Annotated in this window: 26 protein-coding genes; 6 read left to right on the top strand and 20 right to left on the bottom strand. The window is 34.5% G+C overall.

Features of this window, described 5'->3' with window-relative positions:
- Window positions 1-5: 5 nt before the first annotated feature.
- The 5 genes from C8P67_RS08150 to C8P67_RS08130 all read right to left on the bottom strand — a co-directional run bounded on the left by C8P67_RS08150 (window position 6) and on the right by C8P67_RS08130 (window position 6,821).
- Window positions 6-3,074, bottom strand: coding sequence for an efflux RND transporter permease subunit (locus tag C8P67_RS08150; RefSeq protein WP_115812227.1), 3,069 nt, complete (start codon window positions 3,072-3,074; stop codon window positions 6-8).
- An 8-nt stretch (window positions 3,075-3,082) separates the two neighbouring features.
- On the bottom strand, window positions 3,083-4,126 hold the full coding sequence (locus C8P67_RS08145; protein WP_115812225.1) for an efflux RND transporter periplasmic adaptor subunit: 1,044 nt from the start codon (window positions 4,124-4,126) through the stop codon (window positions 3,083-3,085).
- Between the two features lie 18 nt (window positions 4,127-4,144).
- On the bottom strand, window positions 4,145-5,509 hold the full coding sequence (locus C8P67_RS08140; protein WP_245980399.1) for a TolC family protein: 1,365 nt from the start codon (window positions 5,507-5,509) through the stop codon (window positions 4,145-4,147).
- A 19-nt stretch (window positions 5,510-5,528) separates the two neighbouring features.
- A complete protein-coding gene (locus C8P67_RS08135) occupies window positions 5,529-6,197 on the bottom strand; it encodes a TetR/AcrR family transcriptional regulator (RefSeq protein WP_245980398.1) in 669 nt (222 codons plus the stop codon).
- A gap of 270 nt (window positions 6,198-6,467) precedes the next feature.
- Complete coding sequence (locus C8P67_RS08130) at window positions 6,468-6,821, bottom strand: winged helix-turn-helix transcriptional regulator (RefSeq protein WP_115812223.1); 354 nt, start codon at window positions 6,819-6,821, stop codon at window positions 6,468-6,470.
- A 100-nt stretch (window positions 6,822-6,921) separates the two neighbouring features.
- Here C8P67_RS08130 and C8P67_RS08125 point away from each other — a divergent pair, with 100 nt between their 5' ends.
- Entirely contained in the window at window positions 6,922-7,590 is a 669-nt protein-coding gene (locus C8P67_RS08125; protein WP_170141431.1) for an NAD(P)H-dependent oxidoreductase, read from the top strand.
- A 308-nt stretch (window positions 7,591-7,898) separates the two neighbouring features.
- On the top strand, window positions 7,899-8,159 hold the full coding sequence (locus C8P67_RS08120; protein WP_115812219.1) for a hypothetical protein: 261 nt from the start codon (window positions 7,899-7,901) through the stop codon (window positions 8,157-8,159).
- A 66-nt stretch (window positions 8,160-8,225) separates the two neighbouring features.
- On the opposite strand, the gene C8P67_RS08115 is transcribed toward C8P67_RS08120, so the two are convergent.
- From C8P67_RS08115 to C8P67_RS08095, 5 genes are all read right to left on the bottom strand, one after another.
- Window positions 8,226-8,582 (bottom strand): MmcQ/YjbR family DNA-binding protein, encoded by a 357-nt coding sequence (locus C8P67_RS08115; protein ID WP_115812217.1) that lies wholly within the window; start codon window positions 8,580-8,582, stop codon window positions 8,226-8,228.
- Window positions 8,583-8,723: 141 nt separating this feature from the next.
- Window positions 8,724-9,620 carry a helix-turn-helix domain-containing protein gene (locus C8P67_RS08110; protein ID WP_115812215.1) on the bottom strand — a complete coding sequence of 299 codons (897 nt, stop codon included), beginning with the start codon at window positions 9,618-9,620 and terminating at the stop codon, window positions 8,724-8,726.
- A gap of 31 nt (window positions 9,621-9,651) precedes the next feature.
- Window positions 9,652-10,509, bottom strand: coding sequence for an SDR family oxidoreductase (locus C8P67_RS08105; protein WP_115812213.1), 858 nt, complete (start codon window positions 10,507-10,509; stop codon window positions 9,652-9,654).
- A 40-nt stretch (window positions 10,510-10,549) separates the two neighbouring features.
- Window positions 10,550-11,683, bottom strand: a complete 1,134-nt coding sequence (locus tag C8P67_RS08100) for an NADH-dependent flavin oxidoreductase (protein ID WP_115812211.1) — start codon at window positions 11,681-11,683, stop codon at window positions 10,550-10,552.
- A gap of 265 nt (window positions 11,684-11,948) precedes the next feature.
- On the bottom strand, window positions 11,949-12,281 hold the full coding sequence (locus tag C8P67_RS08095) for a winged helix-turn-helix transcriptional regulator (protein WP_115812209.1): 333 nt from the start codon (window positions 12,279-12,281) through the stop codon (window positions 11,949-11,951).
- Window positions 12,282-12,421: 140 nt separating this feature from the next.
- On the opposite strand from C8P67_RS08095, the gene C8P67_RS08090 reads away from it, so the two are divergent.
- Window positions 12,422-13,315 carry an SDR family oxidoreductase gene (locus C8P67_RS08090; RefSeq protein ID WP_115812207.1) on the top strand — a complete coding sequence of 298 codons (894 nt, stop codon included), beginning with the start codon at window positions 12,422-12,424 and terminating at the stop codon, window positions 13,313-13,315.
- A 217-nt stretch (window positions 13,316-13,532) separates the two neighbouring features.
- Here C8P67_RS08090 and C8P67_RS08085 read toward each other — a convergent pair whose 3' ends face one another.
- The 4 genes from C8P67_RS08085 to C8P67_RS08070 form a co-directional block, all read right to left on the bottom strand.
- Window positions 13,533-14,363 (bottom strand): helix-turn-helix domain-containing protein, encoded by an 831-nt coding sequence (locus tag C8P67_RS08085; protein WP_115812205.1) that lies wholly within the window; start codon window positions 14,361-14,363, stop codon window positions 13,533-13,535.
- A gap of 57 nt (window positions 14,364-14,420) precedes the next feature.
- Entirely contained in the window at window positions 14,421-15,458 is a 1,038-nt protein-coding gene (locus C8P67_RS08080) for an SDR family NAD(P)-dependent oxidoreductase (RefSeq protein WP_115812203.1), read from the bottom strand.
- A gap of 578 nt (window positions 15,459-16,036) precedes the next feature.
- Complete coding sequence (locus C8P67_RS08075) at window positions 16,037-17,275, bottom strand: cystathionine gamma-synthase family protein (protein ID WP_115812201.1); 1,239 nt, start codon at window positions 17,273-17,275, stop codon at window positions 16,037-16,039.
- 345 nt (window positions 17,276-17,620) lie between these two features.
- Window positions 17,621-18,442, bottom strand: a complete 822-nt coding sequence (locus C8P67_RS08070; protein ID WP_115812199.1) for a universal stress protein — start codon at window positions 18,440-18,442, stop codon at window positions 17,621-17,623.
- Window positions 18,443-18,666: 224 nt separating this feature from the next.
- Between C8P67_RS08070 and C8P67_RS08065 the strand changes: the two genes are divergently transcribed.
- Window positions 18,667-19,209 (top strand): TetR/AcrR family transcriptional regulator, encoded by a 543-nt coding sequence (locus C8P67_RS08065; RefSeq protein ID WP_115812197.1) that lies wholly within the window; start codon window positions 18,667-18,669, stop codon window positions 19,207-19,209.
- Window positions 19,210-19,491: 282 nt separating this feature from the next.
- On the opposite strand, the gene C8P67_RS08060 is transcribed toward C8P67_RS08065, so the two are convergent.
- Complete coding sequence (locus C8P67_RS08060; protein ID WP_115812195.1) at window positions 19,492-19,824, bottom strand: winged helix-turn-helix transcriptional regulator; 333 nt, start codon at window positions 19,822-19,824, stop codon at window positions 19,492-19,494.
- A 145-nt stretch (window positions 19,825-19,969) separates the two neighbouring features.
- On the opposite strand from C8P67_RS08060, the gene C8P67_RS08055 reads away from it, so the two are divergent.
- Complete coding sequence (locus tag C8P67_RS08055; RefSeq protein ID WP_115812193.1) at window positions 19,970-20,575, top strand: Crp/Fnr family transcriptional regulator; 606 nt, start codon at window positions 19,970-19,972, stop codon at window positions 20,573-20,575.
- An 8-nt stretch (window positions 20,576-20,583) separates the two neighbouring features.
- Here the strand turns inward: C8P67_RS08055 and C8P67_RS08050 are convergent, their stop codons facing one another.
- The gene (locus C8P67_RS08050) at window positions 20,584-21,294 is read right to left on the bottom strand and encodes an alpha/beta fold hydrolase (protein WP_115812191.1); all 711 of its coding nucleotides are present in this window, start codon (window positions 21,292-21,294) and stop codon (window positions 20,584-20,586) included.
- Between the two features lie 149 nt (window positions 21,295-21,443).
- Window positions 21,444-22,184 (bottom strand): NADPH-dependent F420 reductase, encoded by a 741-nt coding sequence (locus C8P67_RS08045; protein WP_115812189.1) that lies wholly within the window; start codon window positions 22,182-22,184, stop codon window positions 21,444-21,446.
- A 132-nt stretch (window positions 22,185-22,316) separates the two neighbouring features.
- Here C8P67_RS08045 and C8P67_RS08040 point away from each other — a divergent pair, with 132 nt between their 5' ends.
- Window positions 22,317-22,673, top strand: a complete 357-nt coding sequence (locus C8P67_RS08040) for a winged helix-turn-helix transcriptional regulator (RefSeq protein WP_211319897.1) — start codon at window positions 22,317-22,319, stop codon at window positions 22,671-22,673.
- A gap of 367 nt (window positions 22,674-23,040) precedes the next feature.
- On the opposite strand, the gene C8P67_RS08035 is transcribed toward C8P67_RS08040, so the two are convergent.
- The 3 genes from C8P67_RS08035 to C8P67_RS08025 are packed head-to-tail and all read right to left on the bottom strand — an operon-like array spanning window position 23,041 to window position 24,546.
- A complete protein-coding gene (locus tag C8P67_RS08035) occupies window positions 23,041-23,997 on the bottom strand; it encodes a HipA domain-containing protein (protein WP_115812758.1) in 957 nt (318 codons plus the stop codon).
- A complete protein-coding gene (locus tag C8P67_RS08030; protein WP_115812187.1) occupies window positions 23,990-24,322 on the bottom strand; it encodes a HipA N-terminal domain-containing protein in 333 nt (110 codons plus the stop codon). The genes C8P67_RS08035 and C8P67_RS08030 overlap by 8 nt, the downstream gene beginning before the upstream one ends.
- A 5-nt stretch (window positions 24,323-24,327) precedes the next feature.
- Window positions 24,328-24,546: a type II toxin-antitoxin system Y4mF family antitoxin gene (locus tag C8P67_RS08025; protein WP_115812756.1), complete on the bottom strand. Its 219-nt coding sequence runs from the start codon at window positions 24,544-24,546 to the stop codon at window positions 24,328-24,330.
- Window positions 24,547-24,601 lie beyond the last annotated feature (55 nt).

The raw sequence follows: 24,601 nt of genomic DNA, 5'->3' as shown, positions 1-24,601 counted from the left end.
TGAATTTAATTAAGCGGTTCTTTATTTTCAATTTCGATTGATGGCGGAATCAGTTTATACATTACCGGAGTTACAATTCTTGCAAGAATGGTTGAACTTATAAGCCCTCCAATTAATACAATAGCCAGCGGAGATATTTGTGGATTCGGATTTACTGCCAGCGGAATCAGTCCACAGATTGCAGTTACAGATGTTAAAACTACGGGCAGGAAACGAGTTTCACCAGCAATAGCAATTGCTTCATCAATGGATTTTCCTTCTTGTCGTAATTGGTTTGTAAAATCAACCAGAAGAAGAGAGTTTTTCACTTGAATCCCAGACAATCCGATGAAACCGATAATAGAAACCAGTGACATTGGGTTTCCTGTAGCTATTAAAAATAATACACCTCCTAAAATTCCTAAAGGGATGATGGACATAACAATGATGATTCCTTTAAACGTTTTAAATTGAAGCAATAAAACCGCAATAAACAAAAAGGCACTCAATATAATTACGGACAGGAAATTGCCTCCCAATGCATCACCTTCTGACTCTTTTTCTCCAGACAGTTTGTAATAATATCCTTTTGGCATTTTGAGTTTATTCAATTTTGGAATAATATCTACCAGCAGGTCATTTGCTAAATAACCTTTTTTTGACATGGCACTGACTTTTGAAAAACGTGATTTGTTGAAATGATTTATGGCTGTAGGCGCCGTTTCAAAAGACACGGTTGCAATTTGATTTAATGCAATTGGTGTTCCCTGAACATTATTTACATATAAATTTTTCAGCGCATCAAGATTAGAGAATTTATTTCTTGGTAAAGTGATGGTTACATTTCTTGCATCGCCACGGTCATCTATATAATCCCCAACTGTTAAACCTGCAACAGCAAGACGGATAACTTTATCGACCTCACTTGTCAGTACGCCCAATGTTCTCGCTTTCTCTTTATTAATTTTTACTTTGACATCGGTTTTGTATGTATTTAATTCGTTGTTGATGTAAACCGTTCCTTCTTGATTTCGTAAAATAGTTTCTACCTGAGAAGATAATTTGCGTAAAACTTCTTGGTCTTCGCCAAATAAACGCACAACGATATTGGCTTCCAATGGTGTTCCTTGTTCAAAATCTTTTACCTCCACTTTAGCATAAGGCATTGTTTTAAAGATATCACGCAATTTTTCAATCAAAGCCGTTTTTTCAGTAGGTGTAGCTTCATCTTCCAATTGCACGAAAATCTGAGCAAAATCAGATTTTCTATCTTGTGGATGCACGTTGTAGTAAATCTGCGGGTTTCCGTGTCCCACATTTGAAGTGAAATACACAATTTCTTTGTGGTTTTTTAACTCAGATTCCACAAGTTTTGTTACCCTGTCACTTTCCGAAATATTGGCTTGAAGGGGCATTTTTATGTTGATTAAAAACATTGGTTTTTCCGAAGTTGGGAATAACTTAAATCCGGCTACCGAAAACAATCCAAAGGCAATAACACTTAAAAATATTGAAATGGCAATCGTAGTTTTTGGAAATTTTAATGCTTTGGGCATAATATCCCTGTAGGCTCTCGTAAGGAATTTTTGCAAATACTGAAGAAAAATGTTTCCTTCACCGTGTTCGTGTGTTTTCAAGAAGCGACTTCCCAAAAACGGCACCAATGTCAAAGCAACAATCATAGAAGCCAATACACTTGTGATTACCGCCATTGGCAAACTTCGGATAAATTCACCTGCCATATCTGGAAGAAAAGCTAATGGGATAAAGGCTATAACCAAAGTGGCTGTAGTGCCGACAACAGCAATACCTATTTGCTTTGTTCCCATTAAAACGGCATCCATTTTGGTATGACCTTCTCGAAGCCATCGCTCGATATTTTCGACCACCACAATACTGTCGTCAACCAACAGTCCTAAAGCAACGACCAACCCTACAATACTCAATTGGTTTAAAGAATAGCCTAAAGCATTCATTGCAATTAATCCCAAAGCCAAGGATAAAGGAATGGAAATCATAACAATAGCAGATGCTCTTCCACCTAATGGCACTAATGTGATGACAACCAAAAGAATGGCCAATCCAAAATCAAAACCTAAATGTCCCAAACGTTTTGATACCATATCGGCTTGGTCAAAGTTTTTTACCAGTTTAATGTTAGCAGGCAAGTCTTTAGAGAATGCCTCTACTATAGGTAAATATTCTTTCTGAACATCACTAATATTTACATTGTCCTTCATTCCGGCAGTAACCAAAACGCAACGGTATCCATTGATTCTTGTAATATGATATGCTACTTCAGATTTGTAGCTTACTTCGGATACATCTTTCATATAGATGATTTTTCCATTGGCATTGTAAACAACCGTATTGGCAACATCATCTGCATTTTTGAATTTACCGCTGGTTTTTACATTAAATACTTTGGTATCCAAATCAATACTTCCACCGGGAATATCGGCAGCTTCACTTTGCAAACTTCCCATTACTACATTCAATGGGATTTTTAATTGTGCCAATTTTTCTAAATTCAAATCCACTCGGATTTCCTGTTCCGGAATTCCGGAGTATTTTACATCTTTAAGATTGGTTATCTTTTCAATTCTGGTTTTTAGTTTATCCGCTTCATCCTGCATTTTTTTGTCAGATGCATTTTCGGAAACCAATGCGATCTGAAGAATTTTTACATCCGAAGACGAAATTTTCTCTGTTTTTATCTGATAAATATCTTTTGGAAGTTCACTGTTTTTCAGTGCATTCATTTCGGTAGAGATTTCCTGATATTTATTATCAACATCAACTCCGTATTTGAATTTTACCTGAAAAGCGGCTACACCATCTTCTACAGTCGTGAGTATTTTTTCGATATTTTCTAAGCCATAAATTTTATTTTCAATAGGTTTTACGACTTGTTCTTCCATATCTTTTGGACTGGTTCCAGGATAAATAACCGTAATCAGATATTGTGGAGGATGTGTTGCAGGATCTTCTGCTCTTGGCATCGTGAATAAGGTAAGGACTCCTACCACAGCAACCAAAAGAGCGAGAATCAGTGTAAACTGATAATTCTTAACTGAAAAGTTCGTGATTTTCATACTATTAATTATTTAATGATCTTAATCGTTGATTCTTCGTTTAGATAAGCGCTGTTGGATATGACGATCTGATCTGTTTTTTGAAGACCGTCTTTTATGAATACCTTGTTGTTTTCAAATTTAGTTATCGTAACAGGCTGACGTTTTACTTTGTTATTGACTACGATAAATACAAAAGCTTTATTTCCGTCGGCTTCTAAAAGTGAGTTATAAGGAATGATGATAAAATCTTCGGCTTTATTCGCTTGTATGTCTGCTTTTCCAAACATACCCACAGCCGGTTTACTGTTTTTCATATCCAGTTTTAATTCTACCTGAAAAGAACCCAGTGCAGCATCTGCTGCCTGTGATTTTCTAAAAATGGAAGCTTCAAAAAGGGTATCAGGAAATCCGTCAAGGGTAACTGTTGCTTTCTGACCGATTTTAACCGATGCCCATTCTGTATCTGTCAGACCTATTTTTAATAAATAATTGTTGTTTTTACTTGTTTCGTTTATGGCCAAAATAGGGGATCCAGGTCCGACAACTTCTCCTTCATTAGCTATTTTACTGGAAACAAACCCATCGGCAGCAGCATATATTTTGGCATAACGGGCATTAAAAGCAACGGCATCTTTCTGTTTTTTGGCAATGTCCAGACCAGTTTTTGTGTTTTGAAGCTGTTCCAAAGTATATACGCTGTCTTTGTAGAGATTATTGGCACGGTTGTAATCGCGCTCGTATTTTTTTACGTTCAGATCGGTTTGGTTTAAACCGGCATTAATTTCAGTTTCATCCAAAGTTGCCAACAGCTGGCCTTTTTTAAAAAACTGACCTTCTTCTACATAAATTCGGCTAACGACACCGCCAATTTTAAAACCATAATGCGCTTGGTTTTCTGTTGTTACTAAACCCGATGCACTTATATTTCCTGCCATTGCCAAAGATTGAACAGTAGCCGTTTTTATTGGAATAATATCAGCTGTTTCGAATGGGTTCTCTTTTTTTTCTTCCTTGCACGCATAAAAAAGTGGAATGGCAAGAAGGCATATCAGTATTTTTGTTGTTTTCATAATAGTTTCTTTTTAAAGTTATTTTAAAGTAAAAGTGGCATTGGCTCTTTCTAATTCGGCATAAGCTATCCAAGAAATATAGAGCGATATATTAGTGTTAAGCTGGGCATTTACCCATTGGTTTTGTGCATCCAGAAGTTCAATGTAGATGGCCTGACCTTCTTTATACAATTTGGTTATATCGTCATTGTATTTTTTGGCAGATTCCTTTTGATTTTTATTGGCATTGTATTGTTCTAAAGCAGCTTTCAAATTATTTTGTGCAACCTGAAACTGAAGCAATAATTGTTGTCTCACATTGTCTGTCTGTGAACTTATTTTTTTACTGTCTTCTTCGACCTGTTTCAGTTTGTATTTGTTTTTATTTCCCGAAAAAATATTCATTTCTAAACTTACTCCTGCGAAATAATAGCGTGAGTCTTTATTTACGTTAAAATCAAAATCCTGAAATCCAACATCGGCAAAACCGCCAAGTTTCGGAAACCAATAGGATTGCGTGAGTTTGCCGACAGTTTCATTTATTTCTTTTACCTGAGTCAGTTTTTGTAATTCTTCCCTGTTTTGGGTATTCTCTGATAATGCCTCAGTTGGCAGCGATTTACTTTCATCCACTTCAATTGGAGTATCTAATTTTTGATTCAGCAAAAAATTAAAATACGATTGAGCGTTTTTACTGACTTGTTTTGCCGTTTCTAAATTTGCCTCAATGCGTATTACCTCATTATCGCTTCGCAGAACAGCGGTACGGTTTATCTTGTCATTTTTATACAATGATTGATTTACTCTTTTGTTTTCCTTAACCAATACTAATGCTTCCTGATAAATTTTAATTCCTTCAACCGATTGAAGGTATTTGTAGTAGGCAATTTTTATATCCTTGACTAATTCCCTTTGGTATATTTCCAGTTCAATTTTTTGCAATGAAGTCTGCTGGTTTTTAATTCTCTTGTTGTAGATAATTTCAAAATTCAGCAAAGGCATTGTAGTATGAATTTTTGCATCATAGAAATTATCGGGATTAATCAAAACAGACTGATTTTGCAAAGAAGGGAAAGCATTCGAATTGGTTATCTGGTTCAGTGTGCTGTACACAGGATTCAGCATATCGCCTACAGGAATGTCAATTGTTCTTCCTCCGTCTGCTTTTGTATAATTTCCATTTAAAGAAACAGTAGGGTAGAAGAGGGATCGAGCTTCTTTTAAAGCATACATACTTTTGTTAATATCAAAATTATGTTGCTTTATTACTTCGTTATTTTTTAATCCGGTTTCAATATAACCGTCAAGCTTAGTCTGTGAATATCCCAGATATCCTGATAAGATTAGTGTCAGAAATAGTGTTTTTTTTATCATTACATTGTTATTAAATTGAACATTGTTCATTTTTTTAGTCAAAAAAATATTATAGTTTTTCTATTATTTTTAAATACTCATTATAGCCGTCAAAAAGAATGGTTTCTGGATTTGTAAACTTAACGCCTGTGATTCTCTGACGAATTTGGAGACAGCACATACCGTGAACTAAACTCCAAACCATGAATGACAGCGGTTCTACATTATGTCCGACGAAATGCCCTTTATCAATACATTCCTGAATTGTTTTTTTAACGAGACCAAATGTTTTTACACCTTCATCCCAATCTTCATTATTAGAGTTTTCCAGAAATTCCATTGGTGCTTTGAGGTTAAACATCAAATCATACATTTCAGAATTTTCTAAAGCGAATTTTATATACATGAATCCCATTTTTCGGATGCGTTCCATTGGATCTTCAATAGTAAACAATTCCTGAAAATAACCACCCAATTCCTGAAAACCTATGGAATGTAAATCGTGCAAAATCGCGTTTTTATCTTTGAAATAGACATATACTGTCCCAACACTATAATCAATTTCATCGGCAATATTTCTAATGGTGGTCTGCTCAATGCCTTTTTCTATAAAAAGCTTTTTTGCTCCTTTTAGGATAAGAGTTTTTAATGCTTCTTTTTCTCTGGCTTTTCTATCTGCTACACTCATAACTATAATTTCTTTTGCAAATGTATGTATTTTTTTTTGAACAACGTTCATTTTTTTTGTAAAAAATAAACGCAGTAATCCAAAAGCCTTTGTTTTACTGCGTTTTTATGGTTTGTATTTTTTAATTATTCTTTGGGTTTTGAGGAAATAATTAGCGATTTAACGACTGAGTTTCTATTCAGTGTCATCAATTTTAATACATAAAAAGTAATTTATTTCATTTTGATAACCACTTTCTCTTTTGATCGACCTGATTCTAAGTATACAAGTGCATCCTTTGTTTGTTCGAATGGAACCATTATAAACTATAATAAAAACAAATTAAATAGAAACCTTTTTAACTTTATTTTCTGCTTCGCCTACAGCCGTACCCCAATCATAAATGGCGTTAAGTACAGGTATCAAGGTTCTCCCGAATTCTGTTAATTCGTATTCCACTTTCAACGGAGGTTTTTTTGAATAGACTTTTCTTTTAACAAGGCCATCACGTTCCATTTCCTTCAGGTGCAGACTTAAAGTTCGCTCAGAAATACTCTTCATTCCCTGATGAAGTTCACTATAACGTCTCTTTTTTGAAATTAAATACATTAAAATCACCGCTTTCCATTTACCTCCTATAGAGCTCATTGTTAAGCTTGTAGCGCAAGGAAATGTTTTGTCATTATGTTCAAACATGATACTAACCATTTGTATAGTTATTGCAAATGTATACAACTTCACTTAATTTTGCAACTAACAAAAGTAAAGTTTAAATTTTAATTAAAAATAGATGATTATGAACATATTAGTAATTTATGCCCATCCATACGATGGCAGTTTTTGTAAAGGCATATTAGATACTGTCGTACCAGCGATGGAAGCCAGAGGAGCAAACGTGAAAGTAAAGGATCTCGTTAAAATGAATTTCGATGCAACAATGAGACCGGAAGATCTAAAGGCCACTGTAACAAAAACCTATACTGCTGAAGTACAACAAGAACAGAAGGATGTTCTTTGGGCAGATGCGATTGTTACCATTTGTCCTATTTGGTTTGGATCAGTACCTGGATTTCTGAAAGCCTATTTCGATAAGGTTTTTATTACCGGTTTTGGTTATGACTATACCGGTGGTTTATTACAGAACAAGAGAGTTTTTTCGCTTTTTACCTTTGGTTCTAAAGATCCTTATCTAACCCTTGCAAATCAATATAAAGGCATTGAATACCTATGGGACAATATTTTTTCAATGGTAGGTTTCAAAGATATTGCAGTAAAATATTTCCAAGGCGTTCCAAGAGCTACCGATCAGGAAAGAGCTCAATATTTGGTAGAAGCAATAGAATTCGTAGATCAGATCTACGATAAAAAATTAGGTGAAATAGGCCAGATTGGAGCAGGTGAACTTTTGGTAAAACTTGTAATAGAAGGCAAATTGGTAATGCCAACAGTACAAATAGAAGAATAAAAAGTTAATTAATTAAATTTCAAAAATATGAAAATGCTTGAAAGTAAAGTAGCAATTATGACTGGAGTTGGTCAAGGTATTGGAAAAAAGGCGTGGCAATAGCGTTGGCTAAATCTGATGCAAGCATAGGAGCGGTTGATATTAACCTTGAGGCTGCGCAGGAAGCTGTAAAAGAAACTGAAGATTTTGGAGGAAAAGTGGTTGCTGTGTAACGTGATATCAGTAACCGCAATGATCTTTGATGCGGTAAAGAAAACTTAGAATGAGCTTGGAGACGTTTTCATCTTAGTTAATAATGCCATAGCTGTATGACATACTTTTTGGAAGATATAACAGAAGCTGATCTTGACCTTGTATTAAAAACGGGACCTTATGCAAGTTTAGCATTATTGGTGCTTTTATTGCGTTCCTTTCTGCTTATGAAATCACGTTCGCAAAAGATGATATTAGGAGCCCAGAATGCTGTTTATGAATCCTCAAGTGGCGCTTGGCGGTCTGAAGATGACAATGCTGTCCGTTATATTGACGGAGATGCAATCGTTGAATCCGCAAAATTAGCTGAAAAGTAAAAATTCCATTTCATTTTCATTGCCGATCGTACCATAAATTCCAGATAACCGACATAGCTGTTTTTTTTATTTTGTTTTGGGTTTCTTTTGTAAACCAGCAACAACCAATTTATATGATTTCTCAACCAAATCTTTTAACACTTCCTCGGAAACTTTGCCCTGCAATTCAACATTTATCCAGTATTTCCGACTCAAATTAAAAGGCCTTTCAAAACCTTCTTGATCACTGAGTTCCTCAATCTTTTCAGGATCACACTTTAAGGTGCAATAATCAAATCGATCAATATCAAAAAAGCAAAACATTTTTTTGCCTACATAAAATACCAAGATAGCTCTCGAATTTTTGAAAAATCCTGCAAATGGCATCCCTTCGTGTGTATCAGGAAATGATAAACAAAATGTCCTTAACGCTTCTATATCCATAACTTTTTTTAAGGGAGTGTTTTTATTCTCCTCATCAAGATATTTTTACTAATTCTATTTTGGTACGATACAGTCGTGCCCTATTGTTTATCATTTTAATCAGTTAAACAACTGTCTAAACTCCAATGCTACACATTTTTTTTAATTCAAAAACTGCTCCCTATATTCCGTAGGTGTAATTCCAACTTCTTTTTTAAAAAGTCTTGAAAAATAAGGTGGATTTTCAAAACCCAATTGGTAGGCTGTTTCTGCAACCGTTTTATCTGTACTCATCAAAATATTTTTGGCTTCCAAAACTAGGGCTATGTGAATATGCTCTAAAGTAGTTTTGCCTGTTTCTTGTTTCAATAAATCACTTAAATAACTTGCCGACAAGGCTAATTGGGTTGCCATATATTTTACTGTTGGCAAGCCTTTTATTTGGAGTTGTCCTTCTTCAAAATATAAATTTAATATCTCGGTAAACTTTGAAGTGATTGAACCCGATAAAACAGCTCTATTTAAAAATTGCCTTTTGTAAAACCGTTGCGAATATTTCAAAATAGAATCAATATGGGTGAGCATAATATCTCGACTAAACTCATCTTGATTGTTGTAATATTCACCTTTAATTTTATTGAATAGCTCCCAAAGTATAGTTTCTTCTTTGGGAGATAAATGCAACGCTTCGTTTACCTCATAATCAAAAAAACCATATTTTTTTATTTCTTTATATAGGTTATGGCTTACCAAAAAATCTTCGTGAAGGTATAGTAAAAAACCTTTTTCACTGTTTTCTATGCCATTCAATGTGATTTTTTGATGCGGTTTTAAAAATGCCATTGAGCCATTGTCGTGGTCGTACTTTGTTTTGCCGTACTGAAAAGAGCCCGATTTTAATTTTGTAAAAGCAATGGTATAAAAATCCGTCGTAAATTCTTTTTCTAAAAATGTGCATTTTTCATCTTCTTCAAAAGTCAATATACCCAATAACGGATTCTCAGGTGGTGGAAATCCGTTGGCTTTAAGTAATTCGCTTATTGTTTTGTAATGTGTCATCTTGCATTTATTTTAAATTAGGTTTACTTATTTACATTTTTGCATATTGGCTTAATGTAATAGTTGGCTTGCCTAATTCGTCCCAAGTTTTTTGAGCTTCAAATGTTTCTTTATTCTTGTTCATTACATCAATCAAAGGCACTGCAAATTTCAAAGGCTTTATAAACAAAGATAAAAACTTCGCCATTCCCATTGGTAATTTTGCAATTTTTAATTTGTCTTTTGTATGGTTTTCAATATAAATTTTTGATGCTTCTTCAGTTGTCAAAGACTCTAATCCTTGAACGGCATATTCTCTATTTAAAGCTTTCTCAGTTTCAAAAGATTTAGCTGCTTGTTTGCCAAAATCAGACGCAGCTATCCATCGAGATTTTTCATTTGAAGTACCAATAATGTTTATTTTATTGCCATCTCTCATACCGCCATTAAAATTTTCCATAAAATTTGATGGATAAAAGATTGTATAAGGAATACCACTGTTTTTTATTTTATTTATAGCTTGTTTCTTGGCATTCATAACCCACCAATTACCGGTATAATTTCGGGCTAAAAACGAAGAAAGATAACCTACTTGCTTTACAGAAGAACCTTGTAATGCCGATACAATATTTTCTATACCTTCTTTTTCAGGATTAAATTCGCCTTCCTTATTGCTTGGTGAAGCTGAAATACTGATGTAAACGGCATCTGCATCTTTGATCGCTTCGGAAATATTAGATTTACTTTTTAGGTCGCCTTCAAAAAAAGTAACCCCTGATGGGAAGATATGCTTTTCTTTATCAATACTTCTTACAAAAGCAGTTACTTCAAAACCTGCTTTAATTAATTCTTTGGTTACAGGTTTTCCTATCATACCTGTTGCTCCAATTACTGTTATTTTTTTACTCATTTTTATTTTATTTTTGATTAATTTGTAAGAAATAGGAAGGTTAATCCGTTACCTGAAAAAAGCCTGTTGCTATCTTGATAAATCCTTGAAGCTTTTTAGGAATTACAAGTTCATCAGCCTTAGACATACTCAAAACTTCATTCGCTTTTTCCCCATTTATTGCAAGTTCCACCCAATTCGGGTTGATGATAAGACCGTGACCTACTGCCACCAATGATAGGCCTGTTTTTAATGCTTCTGTTGCATCATCCGCTTGTTTGATACCTCCAGCAGCAATCACAGGTACTCTTTGTTGCACGTGATTTAGTATCAAATTTAAAATAGTAACCTCCCCATTTTCATCATCCATTGGTTTTTGTGCAAGCACATTGCCAAGTGATAGGTGTAGGTAATCCATACCGCTTTCTATCAACTTATCTATCAGAGGAAAGGTATCTTTAGTTCTGTAACTTTCAGGTTCTTCTGGCGAAATTCGGAAACCTACAAGAAATGGTCTGTCTGCATATTTTTTGATTACATCTTGAATTTCTTTGATTACTTCTAGGGCAAAATTCATTCGTTTTTCGGCAGTTCCACCCCAATAATCGGTTCGTTGGTTGTAATAAGGTGAAAAGAAATTTTGCAGTAAAAAACCGTGAGCTCCGTGCAACTCTATTCCATCAAAACCAGCTTTTATTGCTCTATGCGTAGTTTCTCCAAAAGCCTTAATCATTTCCGAAATTTCTTCGTGAGATAGTTCACGAGATGCGATCCCACCTGCATAAAATGCTGAAGGTACTAATGCGACAGGACTTGCACTCACGGCAATACCATCTGGAATAAGGTCTAAAACGGCTTTGTTTCCCGCATGATAAATTTGAAGTATGGCAGGTGCACCTCCTTTTTTTGCGGCTGTGGCCAGCTTTTTAAGTCCCGGTAAAAACGAATCGTCATAAGAAGCGTATTCATTGTTAAAGCCAATGCCGTTTGCCATTACTCTGGTGCAGCCAGTTATTACCAAGCCAACGTTTCCGCTTCGAGCTTCGTAGTGTTTTATTTCATCATCAGATATGGTATAATCATCATTGCTTGCCCAAGTTGTCATGGGTGCCATCGCAATGCTGTTTTTGGTTTCTATTCCGTTTTTAAAGGTAAACGTTTCGGATATTTTTTTTGTATCTGTTCTCTTGCTCATTATTTAAAATTTTTGTTGTTAAATGATGATGCAAAGTTGGGGAGTTAAACACTCTTGTTAGATATACAAAAGGCGAAAGATGTGATACAAATTGCGGAATGGGAATTTTTTTGGTGAGCTGCTGAATTTTGAAAATGGAGTTCGCAGTATTACCGATATCATTTTTTAAATAATTTGAAAAACAGGGTGAAATTTAAAAACCCAATGCGTAACCAATTTCTGGAACGGATAGATTTTTAACTTCTGACAGAAGATTAAATCCTCTTTAAATTAAATTTTCTGAACCAAATTCTGCCAATTTATCTGCAATCGGCAAAGTTTTCAGCCCTAATTCAGTCAAAGTATATTCAACTTTGGGTGGAATTTCTGGATAGGCTTTTTTATTGACTAATTTATTTTCAACAAGCATATTTAATTCTTGTATCAACATTTTTTCGCTAATTCCAGGTATAGCCCTTTTTAATTCACCATACCGCATTACTTTTTTGTTGATTTGAAACAATATCAACAAAGTCCACTTGCCACTTAGAAGCGTTAAAGATGCTCTCACTGGACATTTTTCATCACAAGGCAAAATTATTTTAGATTTTTTTTCCATTGATATTCAATTATTATAACCATTTAGTAGGTACTTTACTTATGAGTAAGTACTTGTGCAAAAGTAAGTAGTAATATATTTTTGTGCAAGAAATAATTAAATATTCTAAAAAAGCAAATAATAATTAAAACAGAATAAAAATGAAAATTTTAGTATTTGGAGCTTCAGGCTCACAACAATTCAATGTAATATCAGAGGGAATAAAAAAAGGAGCAGAAGTAGTTGCTGCAACAAGTTCAGCAACAAGTTTTGAAAAATTAAGTCAGGCAGGAGCAAAACCTATTTTGGCAAATATGAGTGATGCAAAAAAAATGTTGGAAATTACCGTTGGCATAGATGCGATAGCTTTTATGGTTCCTGTTTCTTTGCCTAGCCCACTTGAAGGCTTGGAATATGCTAAAAATGTAATTGATGCCGCCAAAGCAAATGGGGTCAAAAAAATTGTATGGAATACCAGTGCCTGGTTATTACCTCAAAAAATTGGAATTTCTGGTGAAGATGTAAAATTGGACATTAAAGATTATCTGAAAAATAGCGGATTGGACTATGTAATACTTGAACCCACAATTTATATGGAAAATATGATGGGGCCATTTTGTGCACCTTTTGTAAAAAAGGAAAAAAAACTTGCTTATCCTACTCCAGAAGGTATGTCTATTGGGTGGATTGCCTCCAGAGATGTGAGTGCTTTTGTTGTGGAAGCAATTTACAATAACAGCCTAAAAGCAGATTCCTTTCAAATTAGTGGTTTAGAAAACTTAAAAGGAAATGATTTGGCTGAACAATTTTCTAAAGGTTTGGGTGAAAGCGTAGTTTATTATATGCAGCCATCCCAGGAATTTGGTGAAATATTAAAGCCATTAGTAGGTGAAGTAGCTGCGGCCGGAGTGACTTCTTACTATGAAAGTCTTCAAAACACTACAGAGTTCCCTGCAAAATTTAATCCTAATATGCATGATATATTAGAAAAACTACCAGTGCAAATGACCTCTCTGGAACAATGGGCGAAAGAGAACAAAACGTATTTTTCCTAAAAAAAAAGTAGTACACTTTCTTCTAAAATTACTACTGTTAATGTAAATTAAACTTGAAAGCAAAGGCAATTTTGATTTTTCAATTCTTATAGGATTGCTATTTGAAGATTGCCTTTTTGATTGTTTATGTGAAAGAATAGATAACTCTATTTTGCAGACTTATTTAGAAATTAATGTCCTATTTTCCATCATCGCGGCAATAATATTTTGTCTAAACTTAGTTGGCTGTATTACTGGTTTTATTTAAAAATTCTGTAGGGTTCTTACCAAATTGTTTTTTAAACGCATATGAGAAATGTGATAAATTTTCAAAACCCACTTCGTAATACACATCAATAGGTTTTCTGTTCTTTTTAGTTATTTGATAACGAGCTAATTCAAGTCTTTTTTGGGTAATCCATTTTTGCGGAGTAGTATTATATACCTTTTTGAAATCCCTTTTAAATGTGGTTAAACTTCTGCCTGTCAAGTAACCAAATTTTTCTATTGGCATATTAAACATATAATTTCGTTCCATAAATTCAACCAAATTGATTTTATGTGGTTCCGAAAAGTCAGATAAAACAGTGTCAATATCTTTGGTTAGGGAGCGTAAAACAGTAATTGCTTCCTGAATTTTCAATTGAGAAAGTTCCTGGGGCAATTTGTAGTTAAGGTCGAAATAAGGCAGCATTGAAGCAAAAAAACTATCAAGCAAAGGATTTTGAGGCAATGGAATAATAGAATCGGTTTTTGAAACCAATGTGGTTTGTAATTTTTTTTGTTCGTAAAATGCCCTTAAAACATCTTGTGTGAGTTTTACAATAATGGCTCTGTAGGGCAAGCCGTCTTTTTCAGATTTTATTAATGTTGATAGTTGATTTCTTGGAAAAAGAAGCGTATCACCCAAGCCAAAAACATAGGTTTTGTTTGACTGAATAACTTTTAATTCTCCTGATAACACACGAACAACGCAATGTTCTTCAGCAATCATTTCTGTATTGTGATGAGTTGATCCACTACATGTGAAAACAATTTCTGCGTAATTATTAATTTGTCTTACTGCCATAATGTAAAGGTAAAAAGAAATAAGATTCATATCGTTGAATCTTATTTCTTTCAATTATTATATGTCAAATTTTATTTGAGCTAATTCTTCGCTCAGCGTCCAAAGTTTTTTAGCCGTCTCTTCTTTCAAAGCAAATGGCGCAACACCTCCAAATCCACCTGGGTTTTTATAGGCGGCAGCGATATTTTCATAATTAGCCTCATCATATTGAGCTATTTCCACATCTTCCAAATACACACCGCCTGTGTTTTGTAATTGTTGGCTTGTAGCTGCCCAGACTGTTGTAGCTGCAACTTGTGGAATTGTTTTTTGTATTTCTTTCATAGCTGCATCTGCTGCTTCGTTCAGAGTTCCATCAGCATTATACAAACCTAAGGTAACCATATCCTCAAATCCTAAATGTCTGCTTAGTTTAGTATCTAAGCTTAAACCTGGGTGCAAAGCATATGCCCTAACGCCAAATTCCTGGGCTCTTTTATCCAATTCTACAGTAAAAAGAATTGTTGCTGTTTTTGATTGTCCATATGCTTCAAACTTATTGTATTCCCTTTTGTTGTAATTTACATCATCAAACAATACTGGTGAAAAATGGTGAGAAGAGGAGGAAACATTGATAACTCTAGCATCCTCAGTTCTTTTCAAAGCTTCCCAAAGTTTAGCTGTAAGTTGAAAATGCCCCAAGTGATTAATTGAAAATTGAGATTCATAGCCTCTTTCGTCACGACTCAATGGTGTCCACATTACACCCGCATTGTTGATTAGAAAGTTTAGAGATCTATTTGAAGCCAAAAATCTTTCAGCAAACGTGTTAATAGAATCTGGATTTGTTAATTCTAAATTTTCGAATTCTACATTCGATACACCTTCCAAATTTTTTTTGGCATTTTCTGTATTCCTTGTGGCAACGATTACCGTTGCACCCGCAGCTGTCAGCGTTTTTGTAACTTCTAATCCAATTCCGCTGTCGCCTCCTGTAACGATTGCAATTTTACCAGTTAAATCAATTCCTTTAATAACATCTGCAGTGGTAGATGCTGCGTTGAAGCCAGAACCTATCGGTTTTTGTAATGCTCCGTTGTAATTACTTTGTTTCATTTTCTAATAATTTTTTATTTATTTTTATTGATACAAAGGTAATTGGCATCTCGCGGGATGACTTTGTTATAAAGTCCGAATTGCTTTGTTTAAAGGGTCGGTCTTTTTTGATAATGTTTATACTACTATACGTGCTGTTAATTCAAAATTTGTCCAGTTTAAAGGTTATTATGAGGTCATTGATCTATATGCACAATATGTCGAGATAAAAGGTGAATTGCCTGTTGAATTGACCAAAGATGGCTCCATTTAAATGAAAAGGATACAAGAAATCGATAAACTTTGAGAAACCTATAACTAAAAGACTGCAAAGGAGTCATAATAATATGATGATGAATAAAGGCAAGCCTAAAACATACGTAATGTGTTCTTTCAATTATTTTTGTTATTGGTAAATTTCAAATAGGCAGTTTTTTCCTTTATTTAATAGAGTTTCCACAGTTTTATTTATATATGTGAAAGCCAAGGATGCCGTCCTGCTTTTTGCTTGGCTTTATTTTAGCGGTATGATTATTAAACTTACAAATCACGCATGTTGGATAAACATGTAATCAGTTTTGCTTGAAACGATAAATGGTTTAATATAATGCCTGAGTAAAATCTTCCAGAAGGTCATCGATATCTTCAATTCCTATTGACAAACGGATTAAAGAATCATCAATACCCATTTCTTTCCTGCGTTCAGCTCCCAGTTCGTGAAATATGGTTTTTGCTACGGGAATTGCAAGAGTTCGCGTATCGCCTAGGTTACTGGATTTAACAACAACCTTAAGACGGTTTAGAAATGTTAAGCAGTCAATTTCATCACTTAATTCAAAACTCATTAGACCTCCAAAAGCCTTAAATAATTCTGAAGCCGTTTGATGCTGAGGATGGCTTTCTAACCCAGGATAATTAACTTTTTTTACCAACTTATGATTGCTGAGAAAATTAGCAAGCAGCAACGCATTATTTGAAGTTCTCTCTAATCTTAAAGCCAAAGTTTCTGATCCAACCGAAATAACATGTGCTGCTTCTGGAGATAAAGTACCGCCGCCATCACGCAATCCTCTTTTTCTGATTTGAGTTATTCCATGCATCGCAGGTGCAGTGCTTTCCCGTATAAGTGGTGCAATATTTGCAAATGTATTCCAGTCATAAAGTCCCGTGTCAGTGAGACTGCCGCCAAGAGCATCTCCATGACCGCCTATATATTTTGTAAGCGAGTTAATGACAAGACTTGCTTTTACGTTAACAGGTTTAAATAAATAAGGCGATGTCATCGTATTGTCCACAATGTAGATTAGTTTATGCTGCTGACAGAAATCACCAATTTGATCGAGCTGCGCTACCTGAGTACCTGGATTGGCAATAGTCTCGACAAATACCATTCGGGTAGCAGGCTTGTAAGCCTGTTCTATATCCTTAACATTGGTTGCATCTACAAATGATATTTCTATACCAATTTCTGTCAAGGTCTGCATGATACTCCTTGAATTGCCAAACAGAAATGAACTTGCAATCACATGATCATCTTTTTTTAAAAGAGAAAGAAATGCTGCCGTTATTGCAGCCATTCCAGTGGAAAAGGCAACAGTTGAAAGACCATTTTCCATCTGCGTTATTTTGTTTTCCAAGGCATTTACGGTTGGATTCCCCTGTCTTGAATAAGCATAGCCTTTCTTTTTATTTTGAAAAACATCAACAAGACCGTTAACATCTTCAAATCCCCACGTAACGGAAGTATGAACTGGCTGATGCAATGCCCCAAATTCCGGTTGTAAAAGCCGGTCTGAATGTAATAGTGTAGTGGTAAATCCTTTTTTTATACTGCTCATTTATTTTGCTGATGCCTCAAATGGCTTCTTGTTTATTAGTATCAAATTTCTTTTTGTGCAGTTTTATTTTGATTTCAATAAATCCAAATCGCTTTAATTTAACTCATGCACTTTTGCAAATATATTGTTTTCTTATCAATGGTTAATTATATTTACTAGAGGACGAAGATCTTTGAAACTGAATATAGGAAAAGATTACACTCGCGCTGCGTAAAGAATACATTTTTGTAATCAGTGTTCTTGTAGATTCCGGATAATTTATTAGAACGAGACATAAAAAAACACACAAACAGCTGTTTGTGTGTTTTTGTCTTGTAATTTGAATTAATTGCAGTGCTGATACTTTTAAAGAGGAAGTGATAAAAGAGGAATTTCACTTCTGGAAGCCATCATTCTTGTTTTACTGATATGGATTAATGAATCCCAAAAACCATATTTATGAGGAATCATAATCAATAGATCGGCATTTATTTGGTTTATTTCGTCGTGAATGGCTTTAATTATTGCGGTAGATGAAACAGTTTTATAATTATAACTTGTCCCGTTTAATCCATCTGCAAAATGTTCAGTCACTTTCGATTCTTTTTGCTCGTTATCCAGCTCATCAGGCTTGTTGCTTACATGAAACATTTCTACAGCCGCGCCTAATTGTACAGCAATATTTTTTACTTTCTCCAATATAGTTTTATGTATATCACGGGTAATATCACATGCAAAAAGTATTGTTTTCAGCCCTTTATATTTGGCATTAAGAGGAATTGCCAGCACAGGAAATTTAAGTTTTTGCAAAGCTGCTGTAGTTGTATTACCCAGCAGATCCTGTTCTATTGAGTCTTTTAGCATTCCCATAACAACGATATCAGCTTGAGTGGAATCAATTGTCTTTTGAAGCTGATTCTCAAAATCTCCCATTTTCAAAATCGGTGTCACTTCAATTTTATAATCGGCAGAAAGTTTCTTGGCTAAATCAGAGAGTTTCTTTACGCTGTCAGCCTTTAATTCATCTATTGTAGAAGATTGTACGCGGGCATTTAGTGCATGTATAGAAACATGATAGAGATGGAATAAAATGATTTTCGCTCCTGTAGCAGCAGCAAAATGAGAAGCATAGGCAGTTGCATTACTGGCCTCTGGTGAAAAATCTGTAGCAACAAGTATTGTTTTCATAAATCTATTTTGTTTTATATAATTGATAAAATGATTTGAAAGTGAAAGTTTTTTTTCTAAAAAGAAACTTTAGTTTTACAAAGATACCAAACGTTTGGTATCTTTACTATTTTAAACTTTAAAATATTTTATGATAGAAGATGAAAAGAACCTAATTTTATAATGTAAATAGAATTTTACGATTAAAATACAAAAGCAGTCTGCGCTGCATAATATAAAATGTTATGAATAATTATAAGAAGAAAAAAGATCCTATTGAAAGCAGAAAACTAATTTTAGAAACTGCAATTGAATTGGCAAATACGTACGAACTTAGCCAGATATCATTTGATGCTCTTGCAAAAAAATGCGGTCTCAGTAAAGGTGGCATTATCCATCATTTCCCAACGAAAGAAGCTATTTTTGATACCCTTTTCAAAGAAAATTTCGAAGAATACAAAATCTGGGTTCAAGAAGAATTAAATTCAGAAGATTTACCAAATCCGGCTATTGCACTTCTAAGAATTACCCTAAAAAAATGCAATGATGAAAGCTACCGCAGACTGATGAAGGTAATCTATAAATGTTTAGTGAACAACGAACAATATTGCCAGCTGTGGAATGAATGGTTTTCAGAACACATAATTAAAAATTTGGACGAAGACAGCGAAATTAAAACATTATTAGGTTCTCTTGTTGCTATTGGAATATGGAATATGAATACATTGGGGTTATACAAAATAGAAACGCAAAAAATGAATAAAATACTCGATGTACTGCCAAAATAATTCTTTGTTTGAATTGCCAAAGTACTGCGGAGTATCACAGCTCTTTAATGAACGCTGAACAGCTAATGCAATTCTCTGATGCACTATATTTGGGGTTTATTTAATAACCTGTATAGTTATTTCAAGCATAGATAAAGCATAGATAAAGCATAGATAAAGCATAGATAGTGTATGGAGAATGTATGAAAAAGAGTTATGTTTAATACAGTTTCGAATCAGAACTTATCATATATGAATTGTAAGCTTTTTGTTTATCAAAAAACGATGTGCATTTATTTTGCTTTAAAATAGATTTTCCCTGCCAAATAATGCTAACTGCGCTACAATTGGAAGTGTGTTAAGCCCTTTTTGAGTTAAGCTATATTCTACTCTTGGAGGAATTTCCGGATAGGCTCTCTTACTCACCAGATCATGATTGACTAATGCTTTTAATTCCTGAATCAGCATTTTTTCTGAAATGCCGGGTATTGATCTTTTAAGTTCCCCATATCTGATGATCTGATTGTTTATCTGATACAAAATGATCAGTGGCCATTTGCCCCCAAGTAAAGCTAAAGATGCTTTTACTGGACATTTCTCGTCTGATGGATGAAAATTTATTTTTTCTTTTTTCATTGATATTCAGTAATTTTTACTTTTTAGTAAGTACCTTACTGAATGGTAGGTACTTGTGCAAAGTTAGGTATGTTTTTATATTTGTTTAAATACAGTTTGTATTTTAATTTTTTTTATATCTAAAAAATACTATTTTATTAATTATATGAAAAATTCCGCAGCAGAATGGTATCTGCCTTTAAAGAATAAATATCCTAATGTTTCAGATGAAGAATGGCTTTTGCTGGATAAGTACGGAAAGTTTAAAACAGTGAAAAAAGGCCATAGTTTTCTGTCTTCAGGAAAAGTTGCCCGATATGCTGCGTTTGTGATATCGGGTCAGTTTGCCTACACCATTATCGACGATGAAGGAAATGAGAAAATTATTAAATTTGGCTTGGCAAACGATTTTCTTGCAAATTGTGAAAGTTTTTATCAAAAAAAACCTTCTGCTATCAATATTACTGCCTTAGAAGATTCTCTAATCTGCAGTATGAATATTAAGCAGTTACAGCCTTTATATACTATTCATATGTGTATTGCTGACGTAAATCTCGCTATTTATCAAGAGGCTGCCCAGCAGACATTTGAGCATCAATACATGCTTTCGTTCAAGAGCCCTTTAAAGCGTTATAAATTTTTATTGGAAAAAAGGCCTGAAATTATTAGAAAAATCTCCATAAAAAATATTGCCAAGTATTTATATGTCAGCCGTGAGGCAATAAGCAGGGCAAGGCTTTTGTTGAAAAATAAGGAAGGTTCTCTGCAATAAACAACCTATTATAAGGTTCTATTTTTATTTAGAAAATCTTCCAGAATTTCATTAAACTGCACGGGATGTTCCATCATTGGAGCATGTCCGCAATTTAAAATTTCTACCAGCTGAGAATTAGGGAGCATTTTGTGAAAATCTTTTGCAACATGTAATGGTGTTATCCTATCTTCTTTTCCCCAGATAAGAAGTACAGGAATATTTATTTCAGCAAGAAGATTTGTAACTTGATTTCGCTGTGCTCTTTTAGCCGTTTTGATGATTTTAAAGCATTTTCTATTATCATTCACAATTTCAAAAACTTCATCAACAAGTTCTTTTGTGGCAATTGCGGGATCATAAAAAGTATTTGCAGCATGTTCGCGGATATATGAATAGCTGTGTCGCCTAGGAAAACTTCCTAATGTATTGTTTTCATACAACCCCGAACTTCCTGTTAGAATCAGTGATTTAACATTTGATAGATTTCGATGTGTGTACAGGAATGCAACGTGACCGCCTAGTGAGTTGCCAACAAGTATTATGTTATTTAACTGCAGGCTTTCAGTATAATTTTCCAGCCAGGTGACAAGATAATCTAATTCATCAATTTTATGGTCGTCATATAGTGGCATGGTTGGAACATAGATATTGTAATATTCCTGAAAATGATCTGTTACGGTTTTCCAGTTGCTTAACCCTCCAAAAAGACCGTGCAGTAAAATGATAGTTTGTTTCATATAATGTTTTTTGCAAATCTATTAGATGATAAAGTTTTGAAATGTGATTACAATCACAAAAAAACCAGCCAAGAAAACCGGACTGGTTAATATGAATTTTATTCTAAAAGATTGAGGTATTGTTACCAATAATAGATTCTTTGTCACTATTAATTATTGAGAAATCGTGAGATTTTAACAATAGATTCATCATCAGAAGGCCAAGCCAGTTTCATCATTGTTATTATGAATTCTTCCCTGCGCTGAGCAGCATCGAAGGAGTTGTGAGCTTTTTCTATAGCCTTCTTAATTTCTGGTAAATTTAGTGAAGTAGAATAGGCGGGTTGACCAGGTTGAAATCGATAGGATTCTTGCAAATCTCCTGCATAGAAGGGATCAAATCCTGTCTCTTCAATCAACTGTTTTATAATGACTGTAGTTTTCTCATCTTCTGCTGTAAAAGGAACAGATACTCGCTCCTGCATGCCCGCAGGATAACCATTATTTTTTAATACAGAAGCGGCAAGGGAATTCCACGCCTTAGCTATCGGCCTTCCAAGCTTTTCTGAAACCCAGATACTTTCTGGCTTGCCTTCAAGAATTTCTTCAATATTTCCGTCGCGAACGGGGTAATAATTTCCTGTATCTATAATGATAGTTCTCTTGTCAATATTTTCCTTTAAGATAGCAGCAATATTGCTGATTTGAACAAATGGTATGGATAAGATTAAAATATCTTTATCAATAATTGAATCCTTTGCTGTTCCAGCTTTTGCGCCGAATACTAAAACATCACCCGGAATAGTTTCAGGCCCTTTAGAATTTGCAACTGTTACTTCGTGGCCGTTTGCGCTTAGTTTTTTTGATAATGTAGAACCAATTGCTCCGGCTCCTATAATTCCTATTTTCATTTTAAAATTATTTAATTGTTTGCTTTATAGATCTTTTAATGTCATTCGAATGTTGAACAAAATTAAGAGCATTTTGTTTACTTTTGTAACTTAGTATCAAAAAGTAATGGTAACCTCTAGGTAACAAAAAAAATGGGTTGTATTGAAAACGGATTAAGGCAGAATCATGAAAAAGAAATGAGGGCAGTTCAGGACTCTATGTATGTGCTGAATGGGAAATGGAAAATAGCAATCATATCTTCTTTGTGTTATTACAGAACAAGAAGGTTTTCGGATATATTAAATGATGTAAAAGGAATATCTAATAAAGTACTTAGCAAAGACTTAAAAGATTTGGAGCTTAATAAACTAGTAAAAAGAACAATTCTTGAAACTCATCCAGTTACTATTGAGTATGAGCTTACGGAACACGGTAGATCTTTGCAAATTATTATTGAGCACCTTACCAAATGGGGGATTAGCCATCGCGCTCAAATTATTCAAGGTTAATTCAATCTAAAGTTAATATATTCGAACCTAAACCTGGAAATCCTCGATTTTTTTGATATTTCAATTTACCAAATCAAGATAGTATAGAACAATTGAAATTTTAGAATGAGAGTAAAAAAAAACGTCTCAATTACTTGAAACGTTTTTTGTGGGGAGAGCAGGATTCGAACTATAAACTCGGAACCCGCATATTTCCTGCATTTTTAATTTTTAAAAACTAGAGTGCCACGATTTTGCACTGAAACTCAAATGTTAATTTTTTAACACTTTTAACGTGGATTTTAAGACTTAAGTTACTTAATATGAAAACTATAATTCTTTTAAACAAAAATAAGTAAAAAAGAGGAATTATATAATAATCTGCTTCTTATTTTTGTTTAAACAGTATATGATATCTTTCTTCTAAAAGCGTTTTGTATTTCTCTTTGTAATGATCAGACAAGAATGAATTGTCTATCCATCCGATAGCAATTGTTTTGTTTTTTTGGAAACGTTTTGTAATTCCATTTAACTGTTTTTGGTTAAGACCAAGACCGATTCCCAGTCTTTCGAAATGTTCCCATTTGAGTTTTTTCTTTTTTCCTTCCAAAGTCAAGGCCAGTTCTTCCGTGTCGTCAGGGTTGACAATGACCAGGTTTAATAAATCATATGCAGGAGCCAGTGTCCATGTTTCGCCGGAATGGATCATTGAGAAATTTTTTAGATGCATATCGTTGTTGCCGGTCAGAAAACTAAAAATACCGATTTCCAGAAAATACAGTTTGTCCAGCAAAGTGTTATCTGAATACATGTCTAAGGCTTTGCCAATCTTTTCCATAGAGCTTTTGTATTTATCAAAAGCTTCTGTGATTTGGAACATATCAAGCATGTGGATTTTCTCTCCAGATTCTGTGCGGTCAATGCGTTTAGTGATATACGACAGTTCCCCTGACTGTAATCGTATCAGACTTGACTTTACCACATTGATTCCGAAGGCTTCGGCAATACGCATCGTTAGGTGTTCGTTTTCGGGCATTTCGGGAAAGTGGTCGGAGGGAGGTTTGAAAATGTAATTTCCTCCCAAGGCACCCACAACCGTCAGTTTCCCTTTATTGCTGTCTTGTATGGTGTCGTTTACGATGGATAAGGATAATTTGGGCTGCACTCCCGGAACGGCCACGCTTCTTTCAACTACATTTTTAGCCAGTTCTGCCATTTGCTGTAACGAATGTTCGAAGACGGGCTGCTGTTTGGTTCCAAAAAATTCCAGACTGCATTGTTCGTGGAAGTCATCAGCAATTGCATCGTCCATAGATTTATAGCAATATAGACACTTTTTACTCATTGTCATTTGGTATTGGTTGAACACTTACGGCTCCGATGCAGTTTTGGCAGCAGGCCAGCAATAATCCCATCCGGTCGTTTGGATTGATTTTCCAGTTTTTGGAGGCTATGTCCAATAACCATCCTTCGGGTATTAAGCCCTCAAAAAAAGGAAACAATCGTTTTTCAGTATAGGCTTTGGCAGTGACAGGCATAGTCAGCGAGATACTTTCTTTAGAATGCTCCTGAACATACTTTTCCTCATATTGGAAGACATAATCACCCTCATCCGTTTCGGTGAGTGTTCCGGCTTGGAATTCTTTATAATATATCGCCGCTTTTCTCATGCTTATTATTCTTCATTTTTGGATAATTCTCTTGCATTTACAGGAGCCAGCGTATGTCCGAACATTTTGAGCACTTGGTTTACCTTTTCAAGGTTCAGGTTTTCTTTACCTTGCTCTATTTTTCGGATAACAGTCAGCGCCACTCCTGCGCGTTCGGCAAAGGCCTCCTGTGTGAGTTTTACCTCGTTTCTTTTCTCCTTTACAAAATTAGCCAGTGTGTTCATGATTATATGTTTTTGCATTGATTTTAAATAAATATATTAAATTATATGCAAATAG

Source organism: Flavobacterium aquicola, assembly GCF_003385115.1.
Lineage (GTDB): Bacteria > Bacteroidota > Bacteroidia > Flavobacteriales > Flavobacteriaceae > Flavobacterium > Flavobacterium aquicola.
Note: the sequence above shows the minus strand (reverse complement) of the source record. Positions and strands in the feature narration are given on the sequence as shown.

Bases quoted from the DNA above. Each gene is read 5' to 3' on its own strand.
- C8P67_RS08150 (WP_115812227.1), bottom strand. From the start codon at position 3,074: ATGAAAATCACGAACTTTTCAGTTAAGAATTATCAGTTTACACTGATT.
- C8P67_RS08145 (WP_115812225.1), bottom strand. From the start codon at position 4,126: ATGAAAACAACAAAAATACTGATATGCCTTCTTGCCATTCCACTTTTT.
- C8P67_RS08140 (WP_245980399.1), bottom strand. From the start codon at position 5,509: ATGAACAATGTTCAATTTAATAACAATGTAATGATAAAAAAAACACTA.
- C8P67_RS08135 (WP_245980398.1), bottom strand. From the start codon at position 6,197: ATGAACGTTGTTCAAAAAAAAATACATACATTTGCAAAAGAAATTATA.
- C8P67_RS08130 (WP_115812223.1), bottom strand. From the start codon at position 6,821: ATGTTTGAACATAATGACAAAACATTTCCTTGCGCTACAAGCTTAACA.
- C8P67_RS08125 (WP_170141431.1), top strand. From the start codon at position 6,922: ATGAACATATTAGTAATTTATGCCCATCCATACGATGGCAGTTTTTGT.
- C8P67_RS08120 (WP_115812219.1), top strand. From the start codon at position 7,899: ATGACATACTTTTTGGAAGATATAACAGAAGCTGATCTTGACCTTGTA.
- C8P67_RS08115 (WP_115812217.1), bottom strand. From the start codon at position 8,582: ATGGATATAGAAGCGTTAAGGACATTTTGTTTATCATTTCCTGATACA.
- C8P67_RS08110 (WP_115812215.1), bottom strand. From the start codon at position 9,620: ATGACACATTACAAAACAATAAGCGAATTACTTAAAGCCAACGGATTT.
- C8P67_RS08105 (WP_115812213.1), bottom strand. From the start codon at position 10,509: ATGAGTAAAAAAATAACAGTAATTGGAGCAACAGGTATGATAGGAAAA.
- C8P67_RS08100 (WP_115812211.1), bottom strand. From the start codon at position 11,683: ATGAGCAAGAGAACAGATACAAAAAAAATATCCGAAACGTTTACCTTT.
- C8P67_RS08095 (WP_115812209.1), bottom strand. From the start codon at position 12,281: ATGGAAAAAAAATCTAAAATAATTTTGCCTTGTGATGAAAAATGTCCA.
- C8P67_RS08090 (WP_115812207.1), top strand. From the start codon at position 12,422: ATGAAAATTTTAGTATTTGGAGCTTCAGGCTCACAACAATTCAATGTA.
- C8P67_RS08085 (WP_115812205.1), bottom strand. From the start codon at position 14,363: ATGGCAGTAAGACAAATTAATAATTACGCAGAAATTGTTTTCACATGT.
- C8P67_RS08080 (WP_115812203.1), bottom strand. From the start codon at position 15,458: ATGAAACAAAGTAATTACAACGGAGCATTACAAAAACCGATAGGTTCT.
- C8P67_RS08075 (WP_115812201.1), bottom strand. From the start codon at position 17,275: ATGAGCAGTATAAAAAAAGGATTTACCACTACACTATTACATTCAGAC.
- C8P67_RS08070 (WP_115812199.1), bottom strand. From the start codon at position 18,442: ATGAAAACAATACTTGTTGCTACAGATTTTTCACCAGAGGCCAGTAAT.
- C8P67_RS08065 (WP_115812197.1), top strand. From the start codon at position 18,667: ATGAATAATTATAAGAAGAAAAAAGATCCTATTGAAAGCAGAAAACTA.
- C8P67_RS08060 (WP_115812195.1), bottom strand. From the start codon at position 19,824: ATGAAAAAAGAAAAAATAAATTTTCATCCATCAGACGAGAAATGTCCA.
- C8P67_RS08055 (WP_115812193.1), top strand. From the start codon at position 19,970: ATGAAAAATTCCGCAGCAGAATGGTATCTGCCTTTAAAGAATAAATAT.
- C8P67_RS08050 (WP_115812191.1), bottom strand. From the start codon at position 21,294: ATGAAACAAACTATCATTTTACTGCACGGTCTTTTTGGAGGGTTAAGC.
- C8P67_RS08045 (WP_115812189.1), bottom strand. From the start codon at position 22,184: ATGAAAATAGGAATTATAGGAGCCGGAGCAATTGGTTCTACATTATCA.
- C8P67_RS08040 (WP_211319897.1), top strand. From the start codon at position 22,317: ATGGGTTGTATTGAAAACGGATTAAGGCAGAATCATGAAAAAGAAATG.
- C8P67_RS08035 (WP_115812758.1), bottom strand. From the start codon at position 23,997: ATGAGTAAAAAGTGTCTATATTGCTATAAATCTATGGACGATGCAATT.
- C8P67_RS08030 (WP_115812187.1), bottom strand. From the start codon at position 24,322: ATGAGAAAAGCGGCGATATATTATAAAGAATTCCAAGCCGGAACACTC.
- C8P67_RS08025 (WP_115812756.1), bottom strand. From the start codon at position 24,546: ATGAACACACTGGCTAATTTTGTAAAGGAGAAAAGAAACGAGGTAAAA.